The sequence below is a fragment of the Geodermatophilus sp. CPCC 205506 genome, assembly GCF_051383635.1.
Classification (GTDB): domain Bacteria; phylum Actinomycetota; class Actinomycetes; order Mycobacteriales; family Geodermatophilaceae; genus Geodermatophilus.
In genome coordinates this window covers 72,409-94,607 of the sequence record NZ_JALPKP010000012.1, presented here as the reverse complement: position 1 = coordinate 94,607, position 22,199 = coordinate 72,409, and the positions used below count along the sequence as shown (strand labels likewise).

24 protein-coding genes are annotated in these 22,199 nt (G+C 74.7%); 3 read left to right on the top strand and 21 right to left on the bottom strand.

Going from position 1 to position 22,199, the window contains the following annotated elements; genetic code table 11:
* Positions 1–27 precede the first annotated feature (27 nt).
* From dprA to rpsP, 13 genes are all read right to left on the bottom strand, one after another.
* Positions 28–1,272, bottom strand: coding sequence for a DNA-processing protein DprA (dprA, locus tag MY520_RS09270; RefSeq protein WP_436691796.1), 1,245 nt, complete (start codon positions 1,270–1,272; stop codon positions 28–30).
* Entirely contained in the window at positions 1,269–2,789 is a 1,521-nt protein-coding gene (locus MY520_RS09265; RefSeq protein WP_436691795.1) for a YifB family Mg chelatase-like AAA ATPase, read from the bottom strand. Before MY520_RS09265 ends, dprA begins: the two co-directional genes overlap by 4 nt.
* The gene (locus MY520_RS09260; protein WP_436691794.1) at positions 2,786–3,145 is read right to left on the bottom strand and encodes a YraN family protein; all 360 of its coding nucleotides are present in this window, start codon (positions 3,143–3,145) and stop codon (positions 2,786–2,788) included. The genes MY520_RS09265 and MY520_RS09260 overlap by 4 nt, the downstream gene beginning before the upstream one ends.
* Positions 3,146–3,276: 131 nt before the next feature.
* The gene (locus MY520_RS09255) at positions 3,277–3,597 is read right to left on the bottom strand and encodes a DUF2469 domain-containing protein (protein WP_091445653.1); all 321 of its coding nucleotides are present in this window, start codon (positions 3,595–3,597) and stop codon (positions 3,277–3,279) included.
* Positions 3,594–4,370 (bottom strand): ribonuclease HII, encoded by a 777-nt coding sequence (locus MY520_RS09250; RefSeq protein ID WP_436691793.1) that lies wholly within the window; start codon positions 4,368–4,370, stop codon positions 3,594–3,596. The genes MY520_RS09255 and MY520_RS09250 overlap by 4 nt, the downstream gene beginning before the upstream one ends.
* A gap of 165 nt (positions 4,371–4,535) precedes the next feature.
* Positions 4,536–5,240, bottom strand: a complete 705-nt coding sequence (locus MY520_RS09245; protein ID WP_436691792.1) for a LuxR C-terminal-related transcriptional regulator — start codon at positions 5,238–5,240, stop codon at positions 4,536–4,538.
* Between the two features lie 259 nt (positions 5,241–5,499).
* Positions 5,500–6,447: a signal peptidase I gene (gene lepB / locus MY520_RS09240; RefSeq protein WP_436691791.1), complete on the bottom strand. Its 948-nt coding sequence runs from the start codon at positions 6,445–6,447 to the stop codon at positions 5,500–5,502.
* A gap of 65 nt (positions 6,448–6,512) precedes the next feature.
* A complete protein-coding gene (gene rplS, locus MY520_RS09235; RefSeq protein WP_436691790.1) occupies positions 6,513–6,869 on the bottom strand; it encodes a 50S ribosomal protein L19 in 357 nt (118 codons plus the stop codon).
* A gap of 146 nt (positions 6,870–7,015) precedes the next feature.
* A complete protein-coding gene (locus MY520_RS09230; RefSeq protein WP_436691789.1) occupies positions 7,016–7,516 on the bottom strand; it encodes an NUDIX hydrolase in 501 nt (166 codons plus the stop codon).
* Positions 7,513–8,256, bottom strand: a complete 744-nt coding sequence (gene trmD / locus MY520_RS09225; RefSeq protein WP_436691788.1) for a tRNA (guanosine(37)-N1)-methyltransferase TrmD — start codon at positions 8,254–8,256, stop codon at positions 7,513–7,515. The genes MY520_RS09230 and trmD overlap by 4 nt, the downstream gene beginning before the upstream one ends.
* Positions 8,253–8,786 carry a ribosome maturation factor RimM gene (gene rimM / locus MY520_RS09220; RefSeq protein WP_436691787.1) on the bottom strand — a complete coding sequence of 178 codons (534 nt, stop codon included), beginning with the start codon at positions 8,784–8,786 and terminating at the stop codon, positions 8,253–8,255. The genes trmD and rimM overlap by 4 nt, the downstream gene beginning before the upstream one ends.
* Before the next feature lie 13 nt (positions 8,787–8,799).
* The gene (locus MY520_RS09215; protein WP_091329504.1) at positions 8,800–9,036 is read right to left on the bottom strand and encodes an RNA-binding protein; all 237 of its coding nucleotides are present in this window, start codon (positions 9,034–9,036) and stop codon (positions 8,800–8,802) included.
* Positions 9,037–9,039: 3 nt separating this feature from the next.
* Positions 9,040–9,474 (bottom strand): 30S ribosomal protein S16, encoded by a 435-nt coding sequence (gene rpsP / locus MY520_RS09210; protein WP_436691786.1) that lies wholly within the window; start codon positions 9,472–9,474, stop codon positions 9,040–9,042.
* Positions 9,475–9,633: 159 nt separating this feature from the next.
* On the opposite strand from rpsP, the gene MY520_RS09205 reads away from it, so the two are divergent.
* A complete protein-coding gene (locus tag MY520_RS09205) occupies positions 9,634–10,032 on the top strand; it encodes a VOC family protein (protein ID WP_436691785.1) in 399 nt (132 codons plus the stop codon).
* Here the strand turns inward: MY520_RS09205 and MY520_RS09200 are convergent.
* Positions 10,029–11,765, bottom strand: coding sequence for a proline--tRNA ligase (locus MY520_RS09200; RefSeq protein WP_436691784.1), 1,737 nt, complete (start codon positions 11,763–11,765; stop codon positions 10,029–10,031). The genes MY520_RS09205 and MY520_RS09200 overlap by 4 nt on opposite strands.
* Positions 11,766–11,868: 103 nt before the next feature.
* A complete protein-coding gene (locus tag MY520_RS09195; protein ID WP_436691783.1) occupies positions 11,869–12,540 on the bottom strand; it encodes a hypothetical protein in 672 nt (223 codons plus the stop codon).
* Positions 12,541–12,664: 124 nt separating this feature from the next.
* On the opposite strand from MY520_RS09195, the gene MY520_RS09190 reads away from it, so the two are divergent.
* Together MY520_RS09190 and MY520_RS09185 are read left to right on the top strand one after the other, a co-directional pair.
* Positions 12,665–13,351, top strand: a complete 687-nt coding sequence (locus tag MY520_RS09190; protein WP_436691782.1) for a response regulator transcription factor — start codon at positions 12,665–12,667, stop codon at positions 13,349–13,351.
* Positions 13,348–14,604: a sensor histidine kinase gene (locus MY520_RS09185; protein ID WP_436691781.1), complete on the top strand. Its 1,257-nt coding sequence runs from the start codon at positions 13,348–13,350 to the stop codon at positions 14,602–14,604. The genes MY520_RS09190 and MY520_RS09185 overlap by 4 nt, the downstream gene beginning before the upstream one ends.
* On the opposite strand, the gene MY520_RS09180 is transcribed toward MY520_RS09185, so the two are convergent.
* From MY520_RS09180 to MY520_RS09155, 6 genes are all read right to left on the bottom strand, one after another.
* Positions 14,576–15,700 carry an amidohydrolase family protein gene (locus MY520_RS09180; RefSeq protein WP_436691780.1) on the bottom strand — a complete coding sequence of 375 codons (1,125 nt, stop codon included), beginning with the start codon at positions 15,698–15,700 and terminating at the stop codon, positions 14,576–14,578. The genes MY520_RS09185 and MY520_RS09180 overlap by 29 nt on opposite strands.
* On the bottom strand, positions 15,697–17,289 hold the full coding sequence (ffh, locus tag MY520_RS09175) for a signal recognition particle protein (protein ID WP_436691779.1): 1,593 nt from the start codon (positions 17,287–17,289) through the stop codon (positions 15,697–15,699). The genes MY520_RS09180 and ffh overlap by 4 nt, the downstream gene beginning before the upstream one ends.
* A gap of 164 nt (positions 17,290–17,453) precedes the next feature.
* Complete coding sequence (locus tag MY520_RS09170; RefSeq protein ID WP_436691778.1) at positions 17,454–17,591, bottom strand: hypothetical protein; 138 nt, start codon at positions 17,589–17,591, stop codon at positions 17,454–17,456.
* Positions 17,592–17,756: 165 nt separating this feature from the next.
* Entirely contained in the window at positions 17,757–20,123 is a 2,367-nt protein-coding gene (locus tag MY520_RS09165) for a [protein-PII] uridylyltransferase (protein WP_436691777.1), read from the bottom strand.
* A 146-nt stretch (positions 20,124–20,269) separates the two neighbouring features.
* Positions 20,270–20,608 carry a P-II family nitrogen regulator gene (locus MY520_RS09160; RefSeq protein ID WP_436691776.1) on the bottom strand — a complete coding sequence of 113 codons (339 nt, stop codon included), beginning with the start codon at positions 20,606–20,608 and terminating at the stop codon, positions 20,270–20,272.
* The gene (locus MY520_RS09155) at positions 20,605–21,960 is read right to left on the bottom strand and encodes an ammonium transporter (RefSeq protein WP_436691775.1); all 1,356 of its coding nucleotides are present in this window, start codon (positions 21,958–21,960) and stop codon (positions 20,605–20,607) included. Before MY520_RS09155 ends, MY520_RS09160 begins: the two co-directional genes overlap by 4 nt.
* Positions 21,961–22,199: the final 239 nt, after the last annotated feature.

The following is a 22,199-nucleotide window of genomic DNA, read 5'->3' as shown; positions in this document are numbered from 1 at the left end:
GGCCCACCCGGCCCTCGGGTCCACCGGTCACCCCCGCGTCTGCTGCTCCGGCGGTCTCAGCCGCCAGCCGGTCCCGGTCCACTGGACCAGGTCCGCCAGCTCCAGCGCCGGCAGCACCCGAATCACGTCGAGCACGTCGCAGCCGGCGATCGCGGCCAGCCGCTCCGGGCCGACCCCGACGCGGACCGGACAGGCGTCGAGCACCCGGCAGGCCAGGTCGGAGAGGCCGTCCCGGGGGCCGGAGGGGCGGTCCGGCGGATCGGCCAGGCCCTCCCCCACCCGGCCGACCTCCTGGACGACGTGGGCCGCGCTGCCCACCAGCACCGCGCCGAGCTCCGCCTCGCGCAACAGCTCGTGGCAGCCCACGGACATCGCCGACGTCACCGGACCCGGGACGACCATCACCGGCCGGCCGAGCTTCTGCGCGCGGCGGGCCGTGGCCTGGGCGCCGGACCGGGCCGCGGCCTCCACGACGACCGTTCCCCGCGTCAGCGCGGCGATCAGCCGGTTGCGCACCAGGAAACGGTGCTTGTGCGGCGCGGCACCGGGTGGCCACTCGCTGACCAGCAGCCCCTCCTCCGCGATGCGGTGGAACAGGGCGCTGTGCGCGGCGGGGTAGGCCCGGTCGACGCCGCAGGCGAGCACGGCGATGGTCGGTGCGTCGGCAGCCAGGGCACCGCGGTGGGCGGCGGCGTCGATGCCGAAGGCCCCACCGGAGACCACCGTCCAGCCCCGCTCCCCCAGCTGGTGCCCGAGCTCGCCCGAGACGTGCTCTCCGTAGGCGGTCGAGGCGCGGGACCCGACGATCGCCACCGACCGGTCGGCCAGCTCGTCGAGCCGACCCGGCCCGCGCACCCACAGCGCCAGGGGCGGCACCGGGGCGGTCGTCCGCGGCGAGTGGTGCCGCGGGTCGTCCGGCTCCTCGCTGGTGGCCACCGTCAAGCCGTGCAGCAGGAGTCCGGGCCACTCGTCGTCCTCCGGCACCACCAGGCGCGCACCGCTCCGCTCGGCACGGAGGAGGTCGGCCGGCGTGGCGTCCTGCTCGGCCCGGGCCCCCACCATCGCCCGGACGACGTCCGGCGCCCGGCCGGCGCGCAGCCGGCGCACCGCCTCCACCGGGCCGGCGTCCTCGACGAAGCGCCAGAAGGCGACGCTGCCCGGTTCCGCGGCTCGGCTCAGCCAGGCCCGGGCCCGCCGCACCGCCGGCGAGGCCGCCGCACCGTCCACCAGCCCCTGCTCCATGTCCTCGTCGAGGCTCGGCACGGCGCTCATGCCGCCGCCCGCTGCAGGCGCATCCCGAGGGCCTCGGCCACGTCGTCGGAGCCGGGCAGCGGGCGGCCGGCCAGGTCGGCGAGGGTCCAGGCCACGCGCAGCACCCGGTCGTAGCCGCGCACCGACAGGACGCCCCGTTCCAGCGCCCGCTCGACCAGCCGGAGGGCCGGGCGGGGCGGCGACCAGCGCTCCCGCAGCATCCGGCCGGGCACCTGGCTGTTCACGGTGAGGCCGGTGCCACGGAGGCGCTCCGCCGCGGCGTCCCGGGCGTGCTGCACCCGTCGGGCGACCATCGACGTCGGCTCGGCGACGGTCCCGGCCTCCAGCCAGGCCGCCCGCGTGACCGCCGGGAGGTCCACCCGGAGGTCGATGCGGTCGAGCAGCGGCCCGGACAGCCGCGACTGGTAGCGGCGTCGTTCCACCGGGCTGCAGGTGCACGCGGCATCGCCGGCCGCGCTCGCGCACGGGCACGGGTTGGCGGCCAGCACGAGCTGCGCGCGGCACGGGAAGGTGCTCGCGCCACTGGCCCGGGAGATCGTCACCTGGCCCCGCTCGAGCGGCTGGCGGAGGGTGTCGAGCACCGCGCGGGGGAACTCCGGTGCCTCGTCGAGGAAGAGCACGCCGCGATGGGCCCGGCACAGCGCGCCCGGCCGGATCAGCCCCGAGCCGCCCCCGACCAGCGCCGCCATCGTCGCCGAGTGGTGCGGCGCCTCGAACGTCGGCCGGGTCACCAGCGGCGCCCCGGGCGGCAGCGTCCCGGCCACGGAGTGGATCGCGGTGACCTCCAGGGCCGCCTGCTCGTCCAGCGCCGGGAGGAGGCCGGGCAGCCGCTCCGCCAGCATCGTCTTGCCCGCCCCCGGCGGACCGGTGAGGAACAGGTGGTGCGCGCCGGCGGCGGCGACCTCCACGGCCCGGCGGCCGACCGCCTGACCCACCACGTCCCCGAGGTCCGGCCCCGGGGGTGGCGGGGGCAGCGGGCTCCGCGTGTGCCGGGGCAGCGCCGCCGCACCCCGGAGGTGGGTGACGAGCTCGGCCAGCGTGCCCGCGGCCAGCACCTCGACGCTGTCGACCAGCGCCGCCTCGTCGGCGTTGCCGGCCGGGACGACCACCGTCGGGTGCCCGGCCCGGGCCGCGGCCAGCACGGCGGGGAGGACGCCGCGGACCGCCCGGACCGAACCGTCGAGGCCCAGCTCGCCCAGCAGCACGAGGCGACCGACCGACTCCGCGGGCACCGCGCCGTCGGCGGCGAGCACGGCCGCGGCCAGCGCCAGGTCGAAACCGCTGCCCTGCTTGGGCATCGCCGCCGGGGACAGGCCGATCGTGATCCGCCGCAGCGGCCACCGGCCGCCCGCGTTCGCCACGGCCGCGCGCACCCGGTCCACCGACTGGCGCACGACCGCGTCGGGCAGACCGACCAGCACGACCTGCGGAACGCCGGCGGACATGTCGACCTCGACGTCGACCATCGCCCCGAGCACCCCGGAGAGCCCGACCGACCACGTCCGCGCCAGCGTCATGAGAACGCTCCCCGGAGATGGGTGACCAGCGCCGGCCCCTCGGGCCGCACGAGCACGCCGACGACGTCGAAGCGGAGGTCGGGAGCGTGTTCGTCGTGGGTGGCCAGCCAGCGCTGCGCCAGCGCCCTCAGGCGGCGCTGCTTGACCCGGCCGACCGCCTCGACCGGGTGCCCGAAGCCCACGGCGCGGCGGGTCTTCACCTCGCAGAAGACGAGGGCGTCGCCGTCGCGGGCGACGATGTCGAGCTCGCCGTCGCGGCAGCGCCAGTTCCGGTCGAGGACCCGCAGGCCCACGTCGGTGAGGTAGGCGGCGGCGATGCGCTCCCCGCGGGAGCCGAGGTCCGATGTCGTTGGCACCGGCCGACCGTCGGCCCGCGGCCGCCCGGGCACCAGGCCCGGGCGCGGTCTGTGGACGGACGGCCGACCTGTGGACGCTCAGCCGGAACCGGACACCGGGACGGTGCAGGCTGCCCGGCGTGGCACGGAGATCAGGTGAGTCGGGGACCCTCGGGCAGCTCGAGGTCGGGCTTGTCCAGCTCCTCGACGTTGACGTCCTTGAAGGTCAGCACCCGCACGTTGCGCACGAAGCGCGCCGGCCGGTACATGTCCCAGACCCACGCGTCGGAGAGCTTGAGCTCGAAGTAGACCTCGCCCCCGGCCTCGCGCACCTGCAGGTCCACGGAGTTGGCCAGGTAGAAGCGCCGCTCGGTCTCCACCACGTAGGTGAACTGCCGCACGATGTCCCGGTACTCGCGATAGAGCTGCAGCTCCATCTCGGTCTCGTACTTCTCCAGGTCCTCGGTGCTCATCGTGGCTCTCCGGACACAGGGCGCATGGCCCCATCATCGACCATGAGCGCCGAGCCGGTCAGGTGGGATACCCGCCGGGTGTGTGCGGCGTGAGCGCGGGCGACGTTGATGAACCGCATGCGGTGCTCGGGACAGGGCCCGTGACGGTCGAGCGCGGCGCTGTGGGCCTCGGTGATGTACCCCTTGTGGACGGCGAAGTCGTACTCCGGCCACCGCTCGTGCAGGTCGACCATGATCCGGTCCCGGGTGACCTTCGCCAGCACGGACGCCGCCGCCACGCACGCCGCCACCCGGTCGCCCTTCCACACCGCCAGGGTCGGCCGCGCCAGGCCCGGCACGGGGAAGCCGTCGGTGAGCACGTAGTCCGCGCCCGGCTCGAGGTTCCACACCGCCCGGCGCAGCGCCTCGATGTTCGTCACGTGCATGCCGCGGGCGTCGAGGTCCTCGACGGGGATGACGACGACCGACCAGGAGACGGCGCGGTCGAGGACCTCCTCGTAGACCCGCTCGCGCGTGGCCGGGGTCAGCAGCTTGGAGTCGGCCAGGCCCGGCACCCGCCCCCTGCGCCCCGCGGGGAGCACGCAGGCGGCCGCCACGAGAGGGCCGGCGCACGCGCCGCGCCCCGCCTCGTCGGCGCCGGCCACGGCGGAGAAGCCGCGGCGGCGCAACGAGCGCTCCATGTCCCACAGGGCGTCGGAACGGTCGTCGGCGAGCGGGACGGACCGGGTGCGGACGGTCCGCTCGACGGGAGGAGTGGTGGTGCGGACGGCCATCGGGATTCGACAGTACGACGGCCCGGTGACCGGACGGCGCACCTCCCGCCACGGGTCCGCCAGACGCCGCAGGCCGGCCCCCGGGGTCAGAGGGGACCGGCCTGTGGCGGTGGCCGCGGAGCGGCCGGCTCACCGTGCCGCGGTGCGGCCCGGAGTCGGGATCGATCAGACCTCGGCGGCGGCCAGGCTGTGCGCACCGCAGGAGCAGCCCGGGGTCCGCGAGGAGAGCACCAGGGAGACCGCGTGGGCGCGGTCCCGGGCACCCAGCTTGCGCAGGATGGCCTTGACGTGGGACTTGACGGTGTCCTCGCTGATGAACAGGTTGCGGCCGATCTGCCGGTTCGACTGACCCTGGATCAGCTCGTCGAGCACGTCGGACTCCCGCCGGGTGAGCGGCACCTCCGGCGCGAACGGCTTCGCGGCCGGGGTCGCGGAGGGCTCAACGCGGCGGATCTGCGGGTCGACCACGGTGCGGCCGGCGCGGGCGGCGAGGATGGCCCAGCCCAGCAGGGTCGGCGACGTGTTGATCAGGAGGTAACCGCGGACACCGGCGGCCAGCGCCTCGTTCACGATGGCGGGGTCCTCGGAGGTGCCCAGCGCCACGATCGTGACCTGCGGGAACCGGCGACGGAGGTCCCGGCAGGCGTTGAGGGTGGCGGCCCGGCCGGAGCCCAGCTCGACCACGACGGCGTCGGGGCGGGCGGTCTCGGCGAGGGTGAGCGCGCGGCGCAGCTCGCCCGGCGTACCGACCGACTGCATGCCGGCGGTCTCGTTGATCATGCTGACCAGACCGCGGCGCAGGACCGGGGCGTCGGCGAGGATGAGCACGCGGGTGACGCCGCGGGGGGCACTGGCCAGGGGTGCGGACACAGCTGACTCCGTTTCACACAATCGGGGGGGCTTACACCATCTCCATCGGACGAGTGAGACCATTGCTTAACGCTTTGCGGAGATTTCTTTTTCGAATGCCGTCCCGTTACTCAGTCACCGGTCGCGCCCCACTGGAAACACCGTGAATGTCCGGTCGCACTCATTGTCGACATGGCGACGCCATTCCGGACATCGGTGGAAACGACTCGACCCGCACTCCCCGGTCGGGGACGTGCGGGTCGAGGGGCAGCGGAGAGCCTCAGCGGGATCGTCGTCGGCGTCGCCGCCAGGCGGTCAGTGGCACCGCGCCCACCAGGCCCAGGGCGTACGGGGCCGCCACGGCTGCGGCCCCGGTGTCCTGGACGACGACGCCGGCACCCCCGGGGACAGCCGCCGCCTCCACTCCCTGGATGTCGGGTGAGTCGAGCAGGCCGAAACGGTCGAGCGGCCAGACGATCAGCGCGGCCTTGCCGATGACGTCGTCCACACCGATGGTGCCGTCGTACGTGTCACCGGCGTGCGATCGGGAGTCCGCCGACGCGGAACGGTGGTCTCCCATCACCCACAGCCGGCCCTCGGGCACCGTGACCGGGCCGAAGACGCGGCGCTCGAGCGGCGAGTCCTCGAAGATGTACGGCTCGTCGAGCGGCACGCCGTCCACCAGGACCCGGCCCTGGGCGTCGCAGCACTCCACGGTCTGCCCCTCGGTGGCGATCACCCGCTTGACGAAGTCGTCCTCGCTGGGCGGCGCGACGCCGACCGCGCGGCCGAGCCACAGCAGCCCGCCGGCGAACCAGTTGGTGGGCTCGGTGACGCTCACCTCGGGCGACCAGGTGTCCGGGCCCTCGAAGACCACGATGTCGCCCGGTTGGGGCTCGCCGAACCAGTACGGCACCTTGTTCACCAGGACCCGGTCCCCCGTGCACCCGGGGCAGCCGTGCAGCGTCCGCTCCATCGAGCCGGACGGGATGAAGAACGCCTGCACCAGGAAGGTCTTCACCAGCAGCGCGAGCACGAACGCCACGAGCAGCAGGACGGGCAACTCCCGGAGCAGCGACCCCTTCTTCTGCTCCTTCTGCCGGTCCAGCCGTCGCCGGCGCCGGGACGGCGCGGAGACGGGGCCGGTGTCGTCGCTGCCGGCCTCAGGACGGGGCTCCTCACCGTCTGGAACGACATCGGCGGGCCCCCCGGGCCGGTCGCTGCTCATCGGAGCCAGCGTACGGCCGTGGGGGACCCGCCGTGGTCAGGCCGGGAGGACCGGCCCGGAGCGTGTCAGCGAGAGACGGTCTCGCGCTTCTCCTTGATCTTGGCGGCCTTGCCGCGCAGCTCGCGGAGGTAGTACAGCTTCGCGCGGCGCACGTCACCGCGGGTGACGACCTCGATCTTCTCGACGACCGGGGTGTGCACCGGGAAGGTGCGCTCCACGCCCACGCCGAAGCTGACCTTGCGCACGGTGAAGGTCTCGCGGATCCCCCCGCCCTGGCGGCGGATGACCACACCCTGGAAGACCTGGATGCGGGAGCGGTTGCCCTCGATGACGCGCACGTGCACCTTGACGGTGTCGCCCGGGCGGAACTCGGGGATGTCGGCGCGCAGCGAGTCGGCGTCGAGTACGTCCAGGGTGTTCATCGCGGCAGTCCTGTCCTAGCGGTTGCGTCGTTCACGGTGCGGACAGCGAGCGGCCCCGGCTGTCCGATCCGGGGAGCTGCACTCCGGGAGGAGTTCGGAGTCGAACGGGCCGACGGTCCGCAGCAGCTCTCTACTGTGCCACATCTTCAGCCGACGAAGCGCGGCGGCCCCGTCCACGGGCCGTCGAGCAGCTCCGGCAGGAGCGAGGCCAGTTCGCGGGGCGCGAACTCGACCGGGTCCGAGGCGATCTCCGCGGCGCTCCACCAGCGGTGCGGCTCCTCCCCGAGGACCTCCAGCTCCGTGCGGCCACGGGGGTCGACCTCGTGCACGACGTCGCGCAGCACGAAGAAGGTCTCCCGGGAGTCGATCTCGATGCCGGCGAACGGTCCGACGTGTCGCCGGAACCACACCGGGCCCTCGAGCGCGGCGGGCGCCACGTCCAGCCCGATCTCCTCGGCCAGCTCCCGGACGGCGGCCTCGCGCACGCTCTCCCCCGGCTCCACGCCGCCACCGGGCGTGTACCAGAACAGCACGTCGCCGGGTGGCACGGCGGGGTCGGTCAGGCGGGCGCCGAGCAGGAGGACCCGCCGGGAGGGGTCCAGCACCACGACCCGCGCCGTCGGCCGCACCCAGGGCCGGTCGGTCACGGGCCGCCCAGCGCCGCCCGGTCGGCGGGCGAGAGCGCGTCCTCCGGCAGGGCGGCGAGCAGGTCGGGACGTCGGACCGCGGTCCGCCGCAGCGACTCCGCGCGCCGCCACCGGGCGATCGCCGCGTGGTCGCCGGACAGCAGCACCGGCGGCACGTCGTGGCCCCGCCACGACGCCGGACGGGTGTAGGAAGGGCCCTCCAGCAGGCCGTCGGCGTGCGAGTCGAACTCGACGGACTCGCTGTTCCCCACGACGCCGGGCAGCAGCCGGGTCACCGCCTCGACCATCACGAGCACCGCGGACTCCCCACCGGCGAGCACGTAGTCGCCGATCGAGACCTCCGACACCGGCCCGGCGTCGGCCGCCCAGTCGGAGACCCGCTGGTCGATGCCCTCGTACCGGCCGCAGGCGAAGACCAGGCCCGGCTCCCGCGCCCACTGCGCGGCCACCGCCTGGGTGAACGGGCGGCCGGCCGGGGTCGGCACCACCAGGCGAGTGCCGGGCGGGCGGACGGCGTCCAGCGCGCGGCCCCAGGGCTCGGGGCGCATGACCATCCCGGGGCCACCGCCGTACGGCGCGTCGTCGACGGTCCGGTGGACGTCGTCGGTCCACTGCCGCAGGTCGTGCACGCCGATGCTGACCAGGCCGCGCTCGGCGGCCCTGCCCAGCAGCGACTGGCCCAGCGGCGCCAGGTACTCGGGGAAGATCGTGACGACGTCGATGCGGAAGCCGGAGCTCACAGGTCCAGCAGCCCCTCGGGCGGGTCGAGCACGACGAAGCCGCCGGCGACGTCCACGGTCGGCACCATCGCGGTCACGAACGGGACCAGCAGCTCCCCACCTCCAGAGCGGCGGACGACGAGCAGCTCGGAGCCCTCGTGGCGGACGGCGGACACCTCGCCGACGACGGTGCCGTCGGTCAGGCGGGCGGTCAGGCCGACCAGCTGGTGGTCGTAGAAGACGTCGGGGTCCTCGAGCTCGGGGAGGTCGGCGAGCGGGACGTGCAGCTCGGTGTTGCGGACCGTCTCGGCCGCCTCACGGCTGTCGATGCCCTCGAGCTGCAGCAGGAGCACCTCGCGGTGCCAGCGGCGGCCGGCGACGGTCAGCGGGCCCCGGTCGGCGGGTTCGGTCAGCAGCACCGCGCCGGGGACGAACCGGAGGTCGGGGTCGTCGGTGCGGACCTCGACGGTCACCTCACCACGGACACCGTGGGGCCGGCCGATGCGGCCGACCACCACGGTGTCGGTGGGCTCGTCGGCGTGTGCGCTCAACGAGGGGAAGGACTCAGCGCCCGTCGGTGTCGACGACGTCGACCCGCAGGCCGCGCCCCCCGACCCCGGTCATGACGGTGCGCAGCGCCTTGGCGGTCCGGCCGCCGCGGCCGATGACCTTGCCGAGGTCGTCGGGGTGCACCCGGACCTCGAGGGTCTTGCCACGACGGCTGTTGAGCAGGTCGACCGTGACGTCCTCGGGGTGGTCGACGATGCCCTTGACCAGGTGCTCGAGCGCCTCTTCGAGCACGTCTTACTCGGCGGGCGTCTCGGCGGCGGGCGCCGCGTCGTCGGCCTTGGGAGCCGCCTTCTTCTTCGGCGTGGTCGCACCGGCGGCCGGCTCGTCACCACCGGAGTTGCGGACGGCCTCCTCGTAGAGGGCCTTCTTGTCCGGCTTCGGGGCGGCGACCTTCATGGGCGGCGGGGCCGGCTCGCCCTTGAACTTCTGCCAGTCACCGCTCACCCGGAAGATGGCGGCGACGGCCTCGGTCGGCTGCGCGCCGACACGCAGCCAGTACTGCGCGCGCTCGCTGTTCACCTCGATGAAGGACGGGTCCTCCTTCGGGTGGTACTTGCCGATCGTCTCGATCGACCGGCCGTCCCGCTTGGTGCGGGCGTCGGCGACGACGATGCGGTAGTACGGCGCGCGCATCTTGCCGAGGCGCATGAGCTTGATCTTGGTGGCCACGGTGTGTGGTGTTCTCCTCGAACGCAGGTCGTGTGCCCGCCCGGGGCGACGCGTGGGGGTACGTCAGGGGCGGTGCGGCTGGACACGGCCGGCAACGGTGAGAGGGCCGACCACCGCCGTGTTCGACCGTCCATTGTGCCAGATCCCCGAGGAGGGTCCGTGCCGAGCTCCGGACTGGTGCACCACATCGAGCTCTGGGTGCCCGATCTGGCCCGCGCCGAGCGGTCCTGGGGGTGGTTGCTCACCGCCCTGGGCGCCCGGCCGTACCAGTCGTGGCCGCACGGGCGCTCCTGGCGGGCCGGCGAGGTCTACGTCGTCGTCGAGCAGTCCCCGGCCCTCGTCGGCGACCGGCACGAGCGCCGCTCCCCCGGCCTCAACCACCTGGCGTTCCACGCCGGGACGGCGGCCGCGCTCGACGCCCTCGTGGCCGAGGCACCGGCGCACGGCTGGCGGCTGCTGTTCCCCGACCGGCACCCGTACGCCGGCGGCCCGGAGCACCGGGCCGCCTACCTCGAGGACGAGGACGGCTTCGAGGTCGAGCTGGTCGCCTCGACCTAGCGGCCGACGGCGGCCACCACGCGGGCGGCCGCCTCGGCGACCGGCACCTCCACGCGCTCGCCCGAGGCACGGTCGCGCAGCTCGACGACGCCGTCGGCCAGCCCGCGGCCGACGGTGACGATGGTCGGCATCCCGAGCAGCTCGGCGTCCTTGAACTTCACACCGGGCGAGACCTTCGGCCGGTCGTCGTAGAGCACGGTGAGCCCGGCGCCGACCAGGTCGGTCGCCAGCGCCTCGGCCGCCTGGAACACCGCGGCGTCCTTGCCGGTGGCGAGCACGTGCACGTCGGCCGGTGCGATCTCGCGCGGCCAGACCAGGCCGAGCTCGTCGTGGGTGGACTCGGCGATCGCGGCGACGGCGCGGGAGACGCCGACGCCGTAGGACCCCATCGTCACCGTGACCAGCTTGCCGTTCTCGTCGAGCACCTTGAGCTCGAGCGCCTCGGCGTACTTGCGGCCCAGCTGGAAGATGTGACCGATCTCCACCCCGCGCGCGAGCTCCAGGGGGCCGGAGCCGTCCGGCGCCGGGTCGCCGGGCAGCACCTCGGCGGCCTCGATGACGCCGTCCCAGGTGAAGTCCCGGCCGGCGACGAGGTCGAAGACGTGCTTGCCCGCCTCGTTGGCGCCGGTGACCCACCGGGTGCCGGGCACCACCCGCGGGTCGACGAGGAAGCGGATCCCCGAGGGGCTGTCGGCGCCGAGCACCTGTGGACCGATGTAGCCCTTGACCAGCAGGGGGTGGGAGTCGAAGTCGGTGAACGGCTCGACCTCGGCGGGGGCGACCTGCGCCTCCAGGCGCTTGGCGTCCACCTCGCGGTCACCGGGGACGCCGATCACCAGCGGCTCGCGGGTGCCGTCGGGGTGCACGAGCGTGACGACGACGTTCTTCAGCGTCGACGCGGCGGTGTAGCCGGCGTCCGGGAACAGCTGCCGGGCCACCGCGACGAGGGTCTCGATCGTCGGGGTGTCCGGGGTGTCCTCGACGTGCGCCTCCGGCAGCCCCTCGAGCGGGACGGCGTCGGGGACGACGGTGCTCACGGCCTCGACGTTGGCGGCGTAGCCGCCGGGCGAGCGCACGAAGGTGTCCTCGCCGATGTCCGTCGGGTGCAGGAACTCTTCGCTCTTCGAGCCGCCCATCGCCCCGGACATCGCCGAGACGATCACGTACTCCAGGCCCAGCCGGTCGAAGATCTTGATGTAGGCGTCGCGGTGCGCGGCGTAGGACTTGTCCAGCCCGGCGTCGTCGACGTCGAAGGAGTAGCTGTCCTTCATCGTGAACTCGCGGCCGCGCAGCAGCCCGGCCCGCGGCCGCGCCTCGTCCCGGTACTTCGTCTGGATCTGGTACAGCGACAGCGGGAGGTCCTTGTACGACGAGTACAGGTCCTTCACCAGGAGCGTGAACATCTCCTCGTGGGTGGGCCCGAGCAGGTGGTCGGCGCCGCGGCGGTCCTTGAGCCGGAAGAGGCTGTCGCCGTACTCGGTCCACCGGCCGGTCGCCTCGTAGGGCTCACGCGGCAGCAGCGCCGGGAAGTGCACCTCCTGCGCGCCGATCGCGTCCATCTCCTCGCGGATGACCCGCTCGACGTTGCGGAAGACCCGGTAGCCCAGGGGCAGCCAGGTGAAGCCGCCCGGCGCGGCCCGCCGGATGTAGCCGGCCCGCACCAGGAGACGGTGACTCGGGACCTCCGCGTCGGCCGGGTCGTCGCGCAGGGTGCGCAGGAACAGGGAGGACATCCGCAACAACACGGTGCCATTGTCGGCCTACCGGCAACTGCGAGACACCGCCGGGCCCGGGGCACGGGGCTCGCCGGGTCGTGCGGTCCGCCGACGGGGGGGCTCAGCCGTCGTCGCCGCCGCGGCCTCGGCCGCGGCCGGAGTCGTCGTCCGAGTCGTCGCTGCGGCCGGCCGAGTCGTCACCGGGGCCGTCGTCGGAACCGTGGCCGCCGCCGACCCGGCCGTCGGAGTCGTCGCCCCCGGACGAGCCGGTCGACGGCGCGGTGCCGGCCGGCGCGGTGCTCACCGGGGTGCCGGAGGAGTCGTCGCCGCCACGCCCGCGGCCGCTGCTGTCGTCCCGGGGCCCCTCGACGAAGAACTGGGGACGCCCGTCGACGCAGGAGATCGTCACCTCGAGCTTCTGGCTGCCGTTCTCGAACTCCACCTCGCCCGGGTCCTGCGAGTCGTCCAGCCACCACCCGGCGGCGGGGGCGCTGACCAGCGACAGCCCGCCGGCGTCGCAGGAGGCGTAGACGGTGCCGGCCACCGTGACCTGCTCGTCCGACGTCGGCGCCGGGGCCGGAGCCGGAGCCGGGGTCGAGGAGTCGGTCGGCGTCGACGGGGTGGTCGGGGTCGTCGACGTCGCGGACCCGGACTGCTGGCTGTCGGTGGCCGAGGCCAACTGGGTGTCCAGCGGCGTCCCGGCGTCGACGAAGGAGACGGCGAGCAGCCCCAGCCCGACGGCCGCCGCCGCGGACGCGGTCCACAGGGCTCCGAATGCGACGGTGCGGTTCATGGGGCCGACCTTGTCGCCGCCCTGGTTAAGGCCACGCCAAGAGGGTGACAAGGGAAGGTGCGGATCTCATCCCCCCGAGTGGGGGACGCATCGGATCGGCGCCGGACGGCGTTAGCTTCCAGCCGTGGCACAGCTCCTGGTCGTGGAGGACGACGAGCGCATCCGCACCGCCCTGATCCGGGCGCTGCGCGAGCGCGGGCACGCGGTGAGCTCGGCCGGAACCGCCCTCGCCGGGCTGCAGCAGGCCGTCGAGGACCGCCCGGACCTCGTCGTCCTCGATCTCGGCCTGCCCGACCTGGACGGCAGCGAGATGCTGCGCATGCTCCGCGCCGTCTCGGCGGTGCCGGTCATCGTCGCCACCGCCCGGGACGACGACGGCAGCGTGGTGCAGGCCCTCGACGCCGGCGCTGACGACTACGTGGTCAAGCCGTTCTCGGCCGGGCAGCTGGAGGCCCGCATCCGCGCCGTCCTGCGCCGCGCCTCGGGGGTGGACGGCGGCCCGGCCCCCGTCACCGTGGGCGACCTCACCGTGGACCCGCGCAGCCGCCGGGTCACCCACGCCGGCCAGGTCGTGGAGCTCTCCCCCAAGGAGTTCGACCTGCTCGCCTACCTCGCCGCCCGCGCGGGCACGGTGGTGTCCAAGCGGGAGTTGCTCAGCGAGGTCTGGCAGCTGCCCTACGGCGGGTCCGACAAGACCGTCGACGTCCACCTGTCGTGGCTGCGGCGCAAGCTCGGCGAGTCCGCCGCGGAGCAGCGGCTGCTGCAGACCGTCCGCGGGGTGGGCGTGCGGCTGGCCGAGCCCGAGCCGTGAGGCAGCGCATCACGCTGCTGGTGGCGGCCACCACGTCGGTGGTCCTGCTCGCCTTCCTGCTGCCGGCCGCGCTGCTCGTCGAGCGGGTCGCCGAGGCCCGCGCCCTGGACACCGCCCAGGCGCAGCTGCAGCTGCTGGCCCCCACCGTGGGCTTCGACGACCGCGACGAGGTCGCGGCCGCCCTGGTGGGCTCCTCCCGCGACGGCCGCAGCGTGGCGGTGCGCTGGACCGACGCGCAGTGGCTCGGCACGGAGGGCCGGCTCGGCGACGACGCCACCCCCGCCAGCGCCTCGGTCGTCACCGCCGACGACGGCACCCAGCTGCTCCAGCCGGTCCGCCGCCCGGACGGCGGCACGGCGGTCATCGAGGTGTTCGTCCCGGAGGCACAGCTGCGCGCCGGCGTCACCCGCACCTGGCTGGTCCTGGCCGGCCTGGGCCTCGTGCTGCTGGTGCTGGCCCTCGTGATGGCCGACCGGCTGGCCCGCTCCCTCACCCGGCCGATCACCGACCTCGCCGGCACCGCGCACCGGCTCGGCAGCGGTGACCTCGACGCGCGGGTGACGCCGGACGGGCCTGACGAGGTCCGCGAGGTGGGCACCGCGCTCAACCGGCTGGCCGGCCGGATCGGCGAGCTGCTGACCGCCGAGCGGGAGGCCGCGGCCGACCTCGCGCACCGGCTCCGGACGCCGCTCACCGCCCTCCGGCTGGACGTCGAGTCGCTGCCCCCGGGGGACCGCGAGCGGCTGATGGACGACGTCGACGCGCTCAGCCGCGGCGTCGACGAGGTGATCAACGAGGCGCGGCGCACGGTGCGGGAGGGCCTGGGCGCCGGCTGCGACGCGGTGGACGTCGTGGGCGAGCGGATCCGCTTCTGGTCGGTGCTGGCCGAGGAGGAGCAGCGCGCGGTCGGCGTGGCGCTCGCCGAGGGGCCGCTGCCGGTACGGGTGGCCGCCGCCGACCTGGGCGCCGCCGTCGACGCGCTGCTCGGCAACGTCTTCGCGCACACCCCCGAGGGCACCGGGCTCCGGGTCGCCGTCCGGCCGCGGGAGGGCGGGGGCGCCGAGGTGTCCGTCGCCGACGCGGGTCCGGGCCTGCCGTCGTCCGCGCTGGACCGGGGGCACAGCGAGGGTGGCTCCACCGGCCTCGGCCTGGACATCGCACGGCGCACCGCCGAGGGCTCCGGCGGCGCGCTGCGGGCCGCGTCCTCCCCCGGCGGCACCGAGGTCACCCTGGTGCTGGGTCCCCCTGCCTGACCGGGACGTCGGCCCCGAAGACCCGCCCCCGGAGCAGGGTCAGTCGGGGACGGGCGAGCACGTCGAGGTCGGCCCGCGGGTCGCCGTCGTAGACCACGAGGTCGGCGGGTGCGCCCTCCTCGAGGCACGGCAGGCCGAGCCAGTCGCGGGCCGCCCACGACGCCGCGGCCACCGCCGCCTCGGCCGGCAGCCCGGCCGCGGCCAGCGCGCGCACCTCGTCGGCGATCCGGCCGTGGTCGATGCCGCCGCCGGCGTCGGTGCCGGCGAACACCGGCACGCCGGCCTCGTAGGCCGCCCGCACGACCGCCCCCGACCGCGCGTACAGCCGCCGCATCGTGCTCGCGTACGCCGGGAACCGCGACTCCCCCGCGGCGGCGAACCCGGGGAAGTTCTCGACGTTGATCAACGTCGGGACGACGGCGGTGCCCCGCGCGGCCATCTCGCCGATGAGCTCCTCGGTCAGCCCGGTGCCGTGCTCGATGCAGTCGATCCCGGCCCGGATGAGCGCCGGCAGCGCGTCGGTGCCGAAGGTGTGCGCGGTGACCCGCGCGCCCTCCTCGTGGGCGGCGGCGATCGCGGTCGCGACGGCCTCGGCGGGCCACTCCGGGGCGAGGTCGCCGACCCCGCGGTCGATCCAGTCGCCGACCAGCTTCACCCAGCCGTCCCCGCGCCGGGCCTGGACCCGGGTCTCGGCGGCGAGGGCCTCGGGCTCCAGCTCGACGGCCAGACCCGGGATGTAGCGGCGGGGTGCGGCCAGGTGCCGCCCCGCCCGGATGATGCGCGGCAGGTCCGGCTCGCCGTCCAGCGCACGGGTGTCCACCGGGGACCCGCAGTCGCGCAGGGCGAGCACGCCCGCCGCCCGCTCGGCCAGCGCCTGCTCGCGCCACCCGGCGAGGTCGGTCACCTGCTCACCGCCGCGGCCGATGCCCACGTGGCAGTGCGCGTCGACCAGGCCGGGCAGCAGCCAGCCGCCGCGGTCGACGGTCTCGGCGCCGGGAACGGGGTCGAAGGTGATCCGCCCGTCGCGCACCCACAGGTCGCGGTGCTCCTCCTCGGGCAGCACCACCCCGGCGAGGTGCAGCGCCGGCGCGCTCATCGACCGGGCCGCTCGTCCCCGGGCTTGTCGAAGTTCAGCTTGGTGAGGTCGGGCAGCCCCTGGCCGTTGGCCAGGCCCGGCGGCAGCGACGGCATCCCGCCGGGGAGCCCCCCGGGGAGCCCGCCGCCGGGGAAACCGGCGCCCGGCGGGAGCCCGGGGGCGCCCATCGGCCGGCGCGCGGGCCCGCCCTTCTTGCCGCCCTTGCCCTTCTTGCCCTTCTTGGACTGGGCCTGCATCTGGCGGCCGCGGGCCTTCTTCGACATCGGGCCCATCCCGGGCAGGCCCATGCTGCCGGCCATCTGACCCATCATCTTCTGGGCCTGGGCGAAGCGCTCCAGCAGCTGGTTCACCTCGGTGACGGTGACGCCCGAGCCGTTGGCGATGCGCACCCGCCGCGACGAGTTGATGATCTTGGAGTTGACCCGTTCCTCCGGCGTCATCGAGCGGATGATCGCCGCGGTGCGGTCCAGGTCGCGGTCGTCGACCTGCTTGAGCTGCTCCTTCATCGCCCCGGCGCCGGGCAGCATGCCCAGCAGGTTGGCGATCGGGCCCATCTTGCGGATGGCCATCATCTGCTCGAGGAAGTCCTCGAGGGTGAACCCCTCGCGGGAGGCCAGCTTCCCGGCCATCTTCTCGGCCTGCTCGGCGTCGAAGTGCTGCTCGGCCTGCTCGATGAGGGTGAGCACGTCCCCCATCCCGAGGATGCGCGAGGCCATCCGCTCGGGGTGGAAGACGTCGAAGTCGGTCAGCTTCTCGCCGGTGGAGGCGAACATGATCGGCTGGCCGGTGACGTGGCGGACCGACAGCGCGGCGCCACCGCGGGCGTCGCCGTCGAGCTTGGTGAGGACGACGCCGCTGAAGCCCACGCCGTCGCGGAAGGCCTCGGCCGTCGTCACGGCGTCCTGGCCGATCATCGCGTCGACGACGAACAGCGTCTCGTCCGGCCGGACGGCGTCCCGGATGCCGGCGGCCTGGGCCATCAGCTCGGCGTCGATGCCCAGCCGGCCGGCGGTGTCGACGACGACGACGTCGTGCATCGTGCGCCGGGCGTGCTCGATGGAGTCCGCCGCCACCCGGATGGGGTCGCCGATGCCGTTGCCCGGCTCGGGGGCGAAGACGTCGACGCCGGCCTGGCCGGCCACGATGGACAGCTGGTTGACCGCGTTGGGCCGCTGCAGGTCGGCCGCGACCAGCAGCGGGGTGTGCCCCTGGGACTTCAGCCAGCGGCCGAGCTTGCCGGCCAGCGTGGTCTTACCGGAGCCCTGCAGGCCGGCCAGCATGATGACCGTGGGCGACTGCTTGGCGTAGCGCAGCCGCCGGGTCTCCCCGCCGAGGATCTCGATGAGCTCCTCGTTGACGATCTTGATGACCTGCTGGGCCGGGTTCAGCGCCTGGGAGACGTCGGCGCCGCGGGCGCGCTCCTTGACCGCGGTGATGAACGCCCGCACCACCGGCAGCGCGACATCGGCCTCCAGCAGCGCGATGCGGATCTCGCGCGCGGTGGCGTCGATGTCGGCGTCGGTGAGCCGACCCTTGCCGCGCAGGCCGCTGAAGACCTTGTCGAGGCGATCGGAGAGGGTCTCGAACACAGCACGTCCTCGCAGAGCTCGTGGGCGCGGCCCGCCGGTCGGACCGACCGGCTGCTCGGCGTGCGACAGCCGGGGACCCCGGTGCCGCCGCGCCACCTCCGGACCAGCCTAACGAGCGCAGCGCCCGAGCCGGTGGCACGCTCTGCAGGACCCCGCCGCGAGCCTCAGGCCGCCAGGCGGGTGAGCACCTCGACTGCCGTTCCGCCGCCGGCGGTGACGACGGCGGCGCCGCAGCCGGCACACGCCCACTCGGGGCACTCCCCGCCGTCCTCGGTGTGGCCGTCGACGCACGCGGGCTGCACGAACTCCCGGTCGTCGCCGCAGGCCGAGCAGCGCTAGACGCGCCCCTGGGCCGTCGCGATCTCGAAGGACCGGTCGGACATGTGCAGTTCCCCTCCCCGTGCCGGTGGACCGTTCCGTTCCACTGCCCTCGACGGTGACACGGGGTACCGACAGAACCGCGCACGTCAGCCCGGCGTGTCCCCCGGCACGGGGTCGGGGACCGCGCCGCGGACGGCGGCGGCCAGGGCGGCCTCCACCCGCGAGCGCTGCTCGACGTCGATCGGCGTGCCGGAGGGGTTGCAGACGTAGAAGTGGTCGGCGGCGTCGGCGCCCAGCGTCTCGATCCGTGCGGAGGTCACGTCCAGCCCCTCGGCGGCCAGCGCGGCGGTGAGCCGGTAGAGCAACCCGGCGCGGTCGCCGGCGCGGACCTCGACGATGCCGGTCGCGTCGCCGGTCACCTCGTTGTTGTGCCAGGAGATGCGCGGCGGCGCGGCGCGGACGCCGTCCTGCCGGTAGTCCACCTCCCGCTGGCGCAGCCGCTCGGCCAGCGGCAGCGTCCCCTCCAGGGCCGCGCGGACGGCGTCGGCCAGGATCGAGGGCACCGGGGCGCGGCCGAAGCGCGGCCGGACGGCGAAGACCGCGGTCGCCCGCCCCTCGACGACGTTCACCTTCGCGGCGCGGACGTCGAGCTGGTTGAGCGCGAGGACCCCGGCCAGGCAGCTGAACAGCCCGTGCCCGTCCGGGGCGACGATCGTCACCTGCTGGCCGTCGGCGACCTCCTCCACCCCCACGGAGACGCCGGCGACACCCCCCGGCACGTCGGTGCTCACCTGCGGCGCCCCAGGGTTCAGCACCGGCTCGGGGTCGTGGCTGACGACGCCGCCGAGCCGGGCCTGCACCCGCGCGACGAGGGCGGCGACCAGGTGCGCCTTCCACGGTGACCAGGCCGAGCTGCTCGTCGCCGCGCCGTCGGCCTGCGCGAGGGCGTGCAGCAGCTGCAGCAGGGCGGGGTCCGAGCCGATCGTCGCCGCGACCCGCTCGATGGTCGCCGGGTCGTCGATGTCGCGACGGGTGGCGGTGTCGGGCAGCAGCAGGTGGTGGCGCACCATCGCGGCGAGGGTGGCGACGTCGGCGGCCGAGAAGCCCATCCGGGCGCTGATCGCGGCGGCGATCGGCTCCCCCACCGCGCTGTGGTCGCCGGGCCAGCCCTTGCCGATGTCGTGCAGCAGCGCCCCCACCAGCAGCAGGTCGGGCCGGTCGACGTCCCGGGTCAGCTCCGCGGCGGCGGCGGCGGCCTCGACCAGGTGCCGGTCGACGGTGAACCGGTGCCAGGGGTGCCGCTGCGGCAGCGAGCGGACCCGGTCCCACTCCGGCAGCAGGCGGGCCAGCAGCCCCTCCTGGTCCAGCTGCTCCAGGACCGGGACGGCCGACCGGCCGCTGGCCAGCAGCCGCAGGAAGGACCAGCGCACCTCCGCCGGCCACGGCTCGGGCACCGGCGGCGAGTGCACCGCGAGCACCTTGAGCGTGTAGGGCGACAGGAGCAGGTCGGCCCGCGCGGCCGCGGCGGCCCCGCGCAGCGCGAGGCCGGGGTCGGCGGCGGGGCGGGCGTCGCGGGCGAGGACGACCTCGTCGCCCTGGCGCACCACGCCCTCGGCCAGCGGCTCGCGGCGCACCCGGCGGTACCGGCCGCGGGGACGGCGGACGAGGGTCGCCTCCACCCGCCGCCACGTCTCGTCGGCGACGAACGCCAGCCGCCGTCCGGCCAGGCTCACCTCGCGGAGCAGGGCGTCCTCGTCGGGCAGGCCGAGCGCGACGGCGACCGGCCGCTGCTCCTGCCGGACCAGCACGTCGCCGGCCCGGGCGGAGCGGCGGCGCAGCTCGTCGCGGACGTCGAGCAGGAACGCGTATGCCTCCTCGGACTCCGCGGACGGCTCGTCGGCCAGCTGCGCGGCGGCCACCGCGCGGAGCACCTGGCCCTCGCGCAGCCCGCCGTAGGCCTCCTTGAGGTCCGGCTCGAGGAGGAAGGCCAGCTCGCCCACCTGCCGGGCGCGGCCGCGGCGCAGGTCCCGCAGCTGGGGCAGCAGCCGGGACGCCGACTGCCGCCAGCTGGCCAGGGTCGCGGCGCGCAGCGTGGCGGCGAGGTCGGCGTCCCCGGCCACCAGCCGGGCGTCCAGCAGCCCCAGGCCGGCCTTCACGTCCGTGGAGGCGACGCCGACGGCCTCGGACACGGTGCGCACCGAGTGGTCCAGCCGCACGCCGGCGTCCCAGATCGGGTACCAGACGGCGTCGGCGAGCGCGGCGATCTCCGGCCGACCGTCGTGGACCAGGACGAGGTCGAGGTCGCCGTGCGGCGGGAGCTCCTGCCGGCCCAGGCTGCCCACGGCCACCAGGGCGATGCCCTCGGCGCCGGTGCGCGGCGGCGGTCCCCCGCGCTTCGTGCGGGGCGGGGGCGTGCCCGCGACCGCGTCGTCCAGCAGCCCGGCGAGCCAGGACTCGATCTCCGCGACCCGCCGTTCCCGCGGCAGTGCGGGCAGCGACCCGGTGTCCAGCACGTGTCCCCCTCCGGTTGCTCCTCAACGAGAAACGGCGTCGGCCGGGGTGGCGGACCCTCCCACCACCCCGGCCGACGAGAAAGGACCTCCCTGCCCCCACCGCTCGCAAGCTCGCGGCGGGACCCTGCAGGGGGGCCGCCGGGGCCCTACAGGGCGTCGGCGCCGCGCTCGCCGGTGCGGACCCGGACGATCTCGTCGATCGTCGTCACCCACACCTTGCCGTCGCCGATCTGCCCGGTGGAGGCGGCCTCGACGATCGCGTCCACCACGCGGGCGGCCTCGATCTCGCTCACGACGACCTCGATGCGCACCTTCGGGACGAAGTCCACCTGGTACTCCGCGCCGCGGTAGACCTCGGTGTGGCCGCGCTGCCGACCGAAGCCCTGGACCTCGCTGACGGTGAGCCCGGCGATGCCGATGAGCTCGAGGGCGTTCTTGACGTCGTCCAGCTTGAACGGCTTGACGATGGCGGTGACGAGCTTCATGCCCGGATCCCTTCCGTGTTGCGGGCCTCGGCTCGCGCCTGGGTGCCCAGAGTCGGAGCGCCGCCGCCGCCCCCGAGGGAGGCGAAGTCGTACGCGGTCTCAGCGTGCACGACGCCGTCGATGCCCCGGACCTCCTCGTCCTCGGTGATCCGGAAGCGCATCGTCTTGGAGATGACGAACCCGATCACCAGCGTGAGGACGAAGGAGTAGACCAGGACCGCGAGGGCGCCGATCGCCTGCCGCCAGAGCTGGTCGACGCCGCCACCGTAGAACAGGCCGTCGACACCGGCCGTGGTGGCCGCGGAGGCGAACAGACCGATGGCGAGGGTGCCCCAGAGGCCACCGACGAGGTGGACGCCGACGACGTCGAGCGAGTCGTCGTAGCCGAGCTTGTACTTGAGGCCGACCGCCAGGGCGCACAGCACACCGGCGCCGAGGCCCACGGCGATGGCCCCCAGCGGGGTCACCGAGGAACAGGCCGGGGTGATGGCCACCAGGCCGGCGACGACGCCGGAGGCGGCGCCCAGCGAGGTGGCGTGGCCGTCACGGATCTTCTCGGTGAGGAGCCAGCCGAGGGTGGCCGCACCGGTGGCGACCAGCGTGGTCACGAAGACCTCCGCGGCCTGGCCGTTGGCCGACAGCGCGGAGCCCGCGTTGAAGCCGAACCAGCCGAACCACAGGATGCCGGCGCCGATCATGACCAGCGGCAGGTTGTGCGGGCGCATCGGGTCGCGGCCGAAGCCCCGCCGCTTGCCGAGCACGAGGGCCAGCGCCAGGCCGGCGGCACCGGCGTTGATGTGCACCGCGGTCCCGCCGGCGAAGTCGATGGCCAGCAGGTTGTTGGCGATCCAGCCACCGGTCTCGGACTCCGCGCCGTTGAAGGCGAAGACCCAGTGGGCGACCGGGAAGTAGACGACGGTCGCCCAGATCCCGGCGAACACCATCCACGGGCCGAAGCGGGCACGGTCGGCGATCGCGCCGGAGATCAGCGCGACGGTGATGATCGCGAAGACCGCCTGGAAGCCGACGAAGGCCAGCGACGGGATGGTGAAGACGAGGTTGTCCGGGGCGAACGCCGCGTCGAGACCGCCGGTCCCGATCAGCGAGGACAGGCCGAAGAACTCGAACGGGTCGCCGAGCAGGCCGGAGCCCACGTCGTCCCCGAAGGCCATCGAGTAGCCGTAGAGCACCCAGAGCACGGCGATCAGGGCGATCGCGCCGAAGCTCATCATCATCATGTTCAGGACGCTCTTCGCGCGGACCATGCCGCCGTAGAAGAGCGCCAGGCCGGGAGTCATGAACAGCACCAGGGCGGCGCTGGCCAGGACCCACGCGGTGTCGCCGGTGTCCACGGCAACCTCCTTGACGGATCGGTGTGGCTGGGCCACGGGGTGGGACCGGGGCGCCATGGGCGCCCGGGGCGGGGGGCTGGACCGGCACCCCTCCACAGGGAGGGGCGACGTGGCGTTCACCGTGCCGTCGTCCTGTTTCCGCCGATGACGCGACGCTGTTTCCGGACGGTGAACTCCGACCCGCGTGTCCGCCCCTCGTGTTCCAACCGTGTTGCGCGGGCCTCCCGGATGACGCGCGT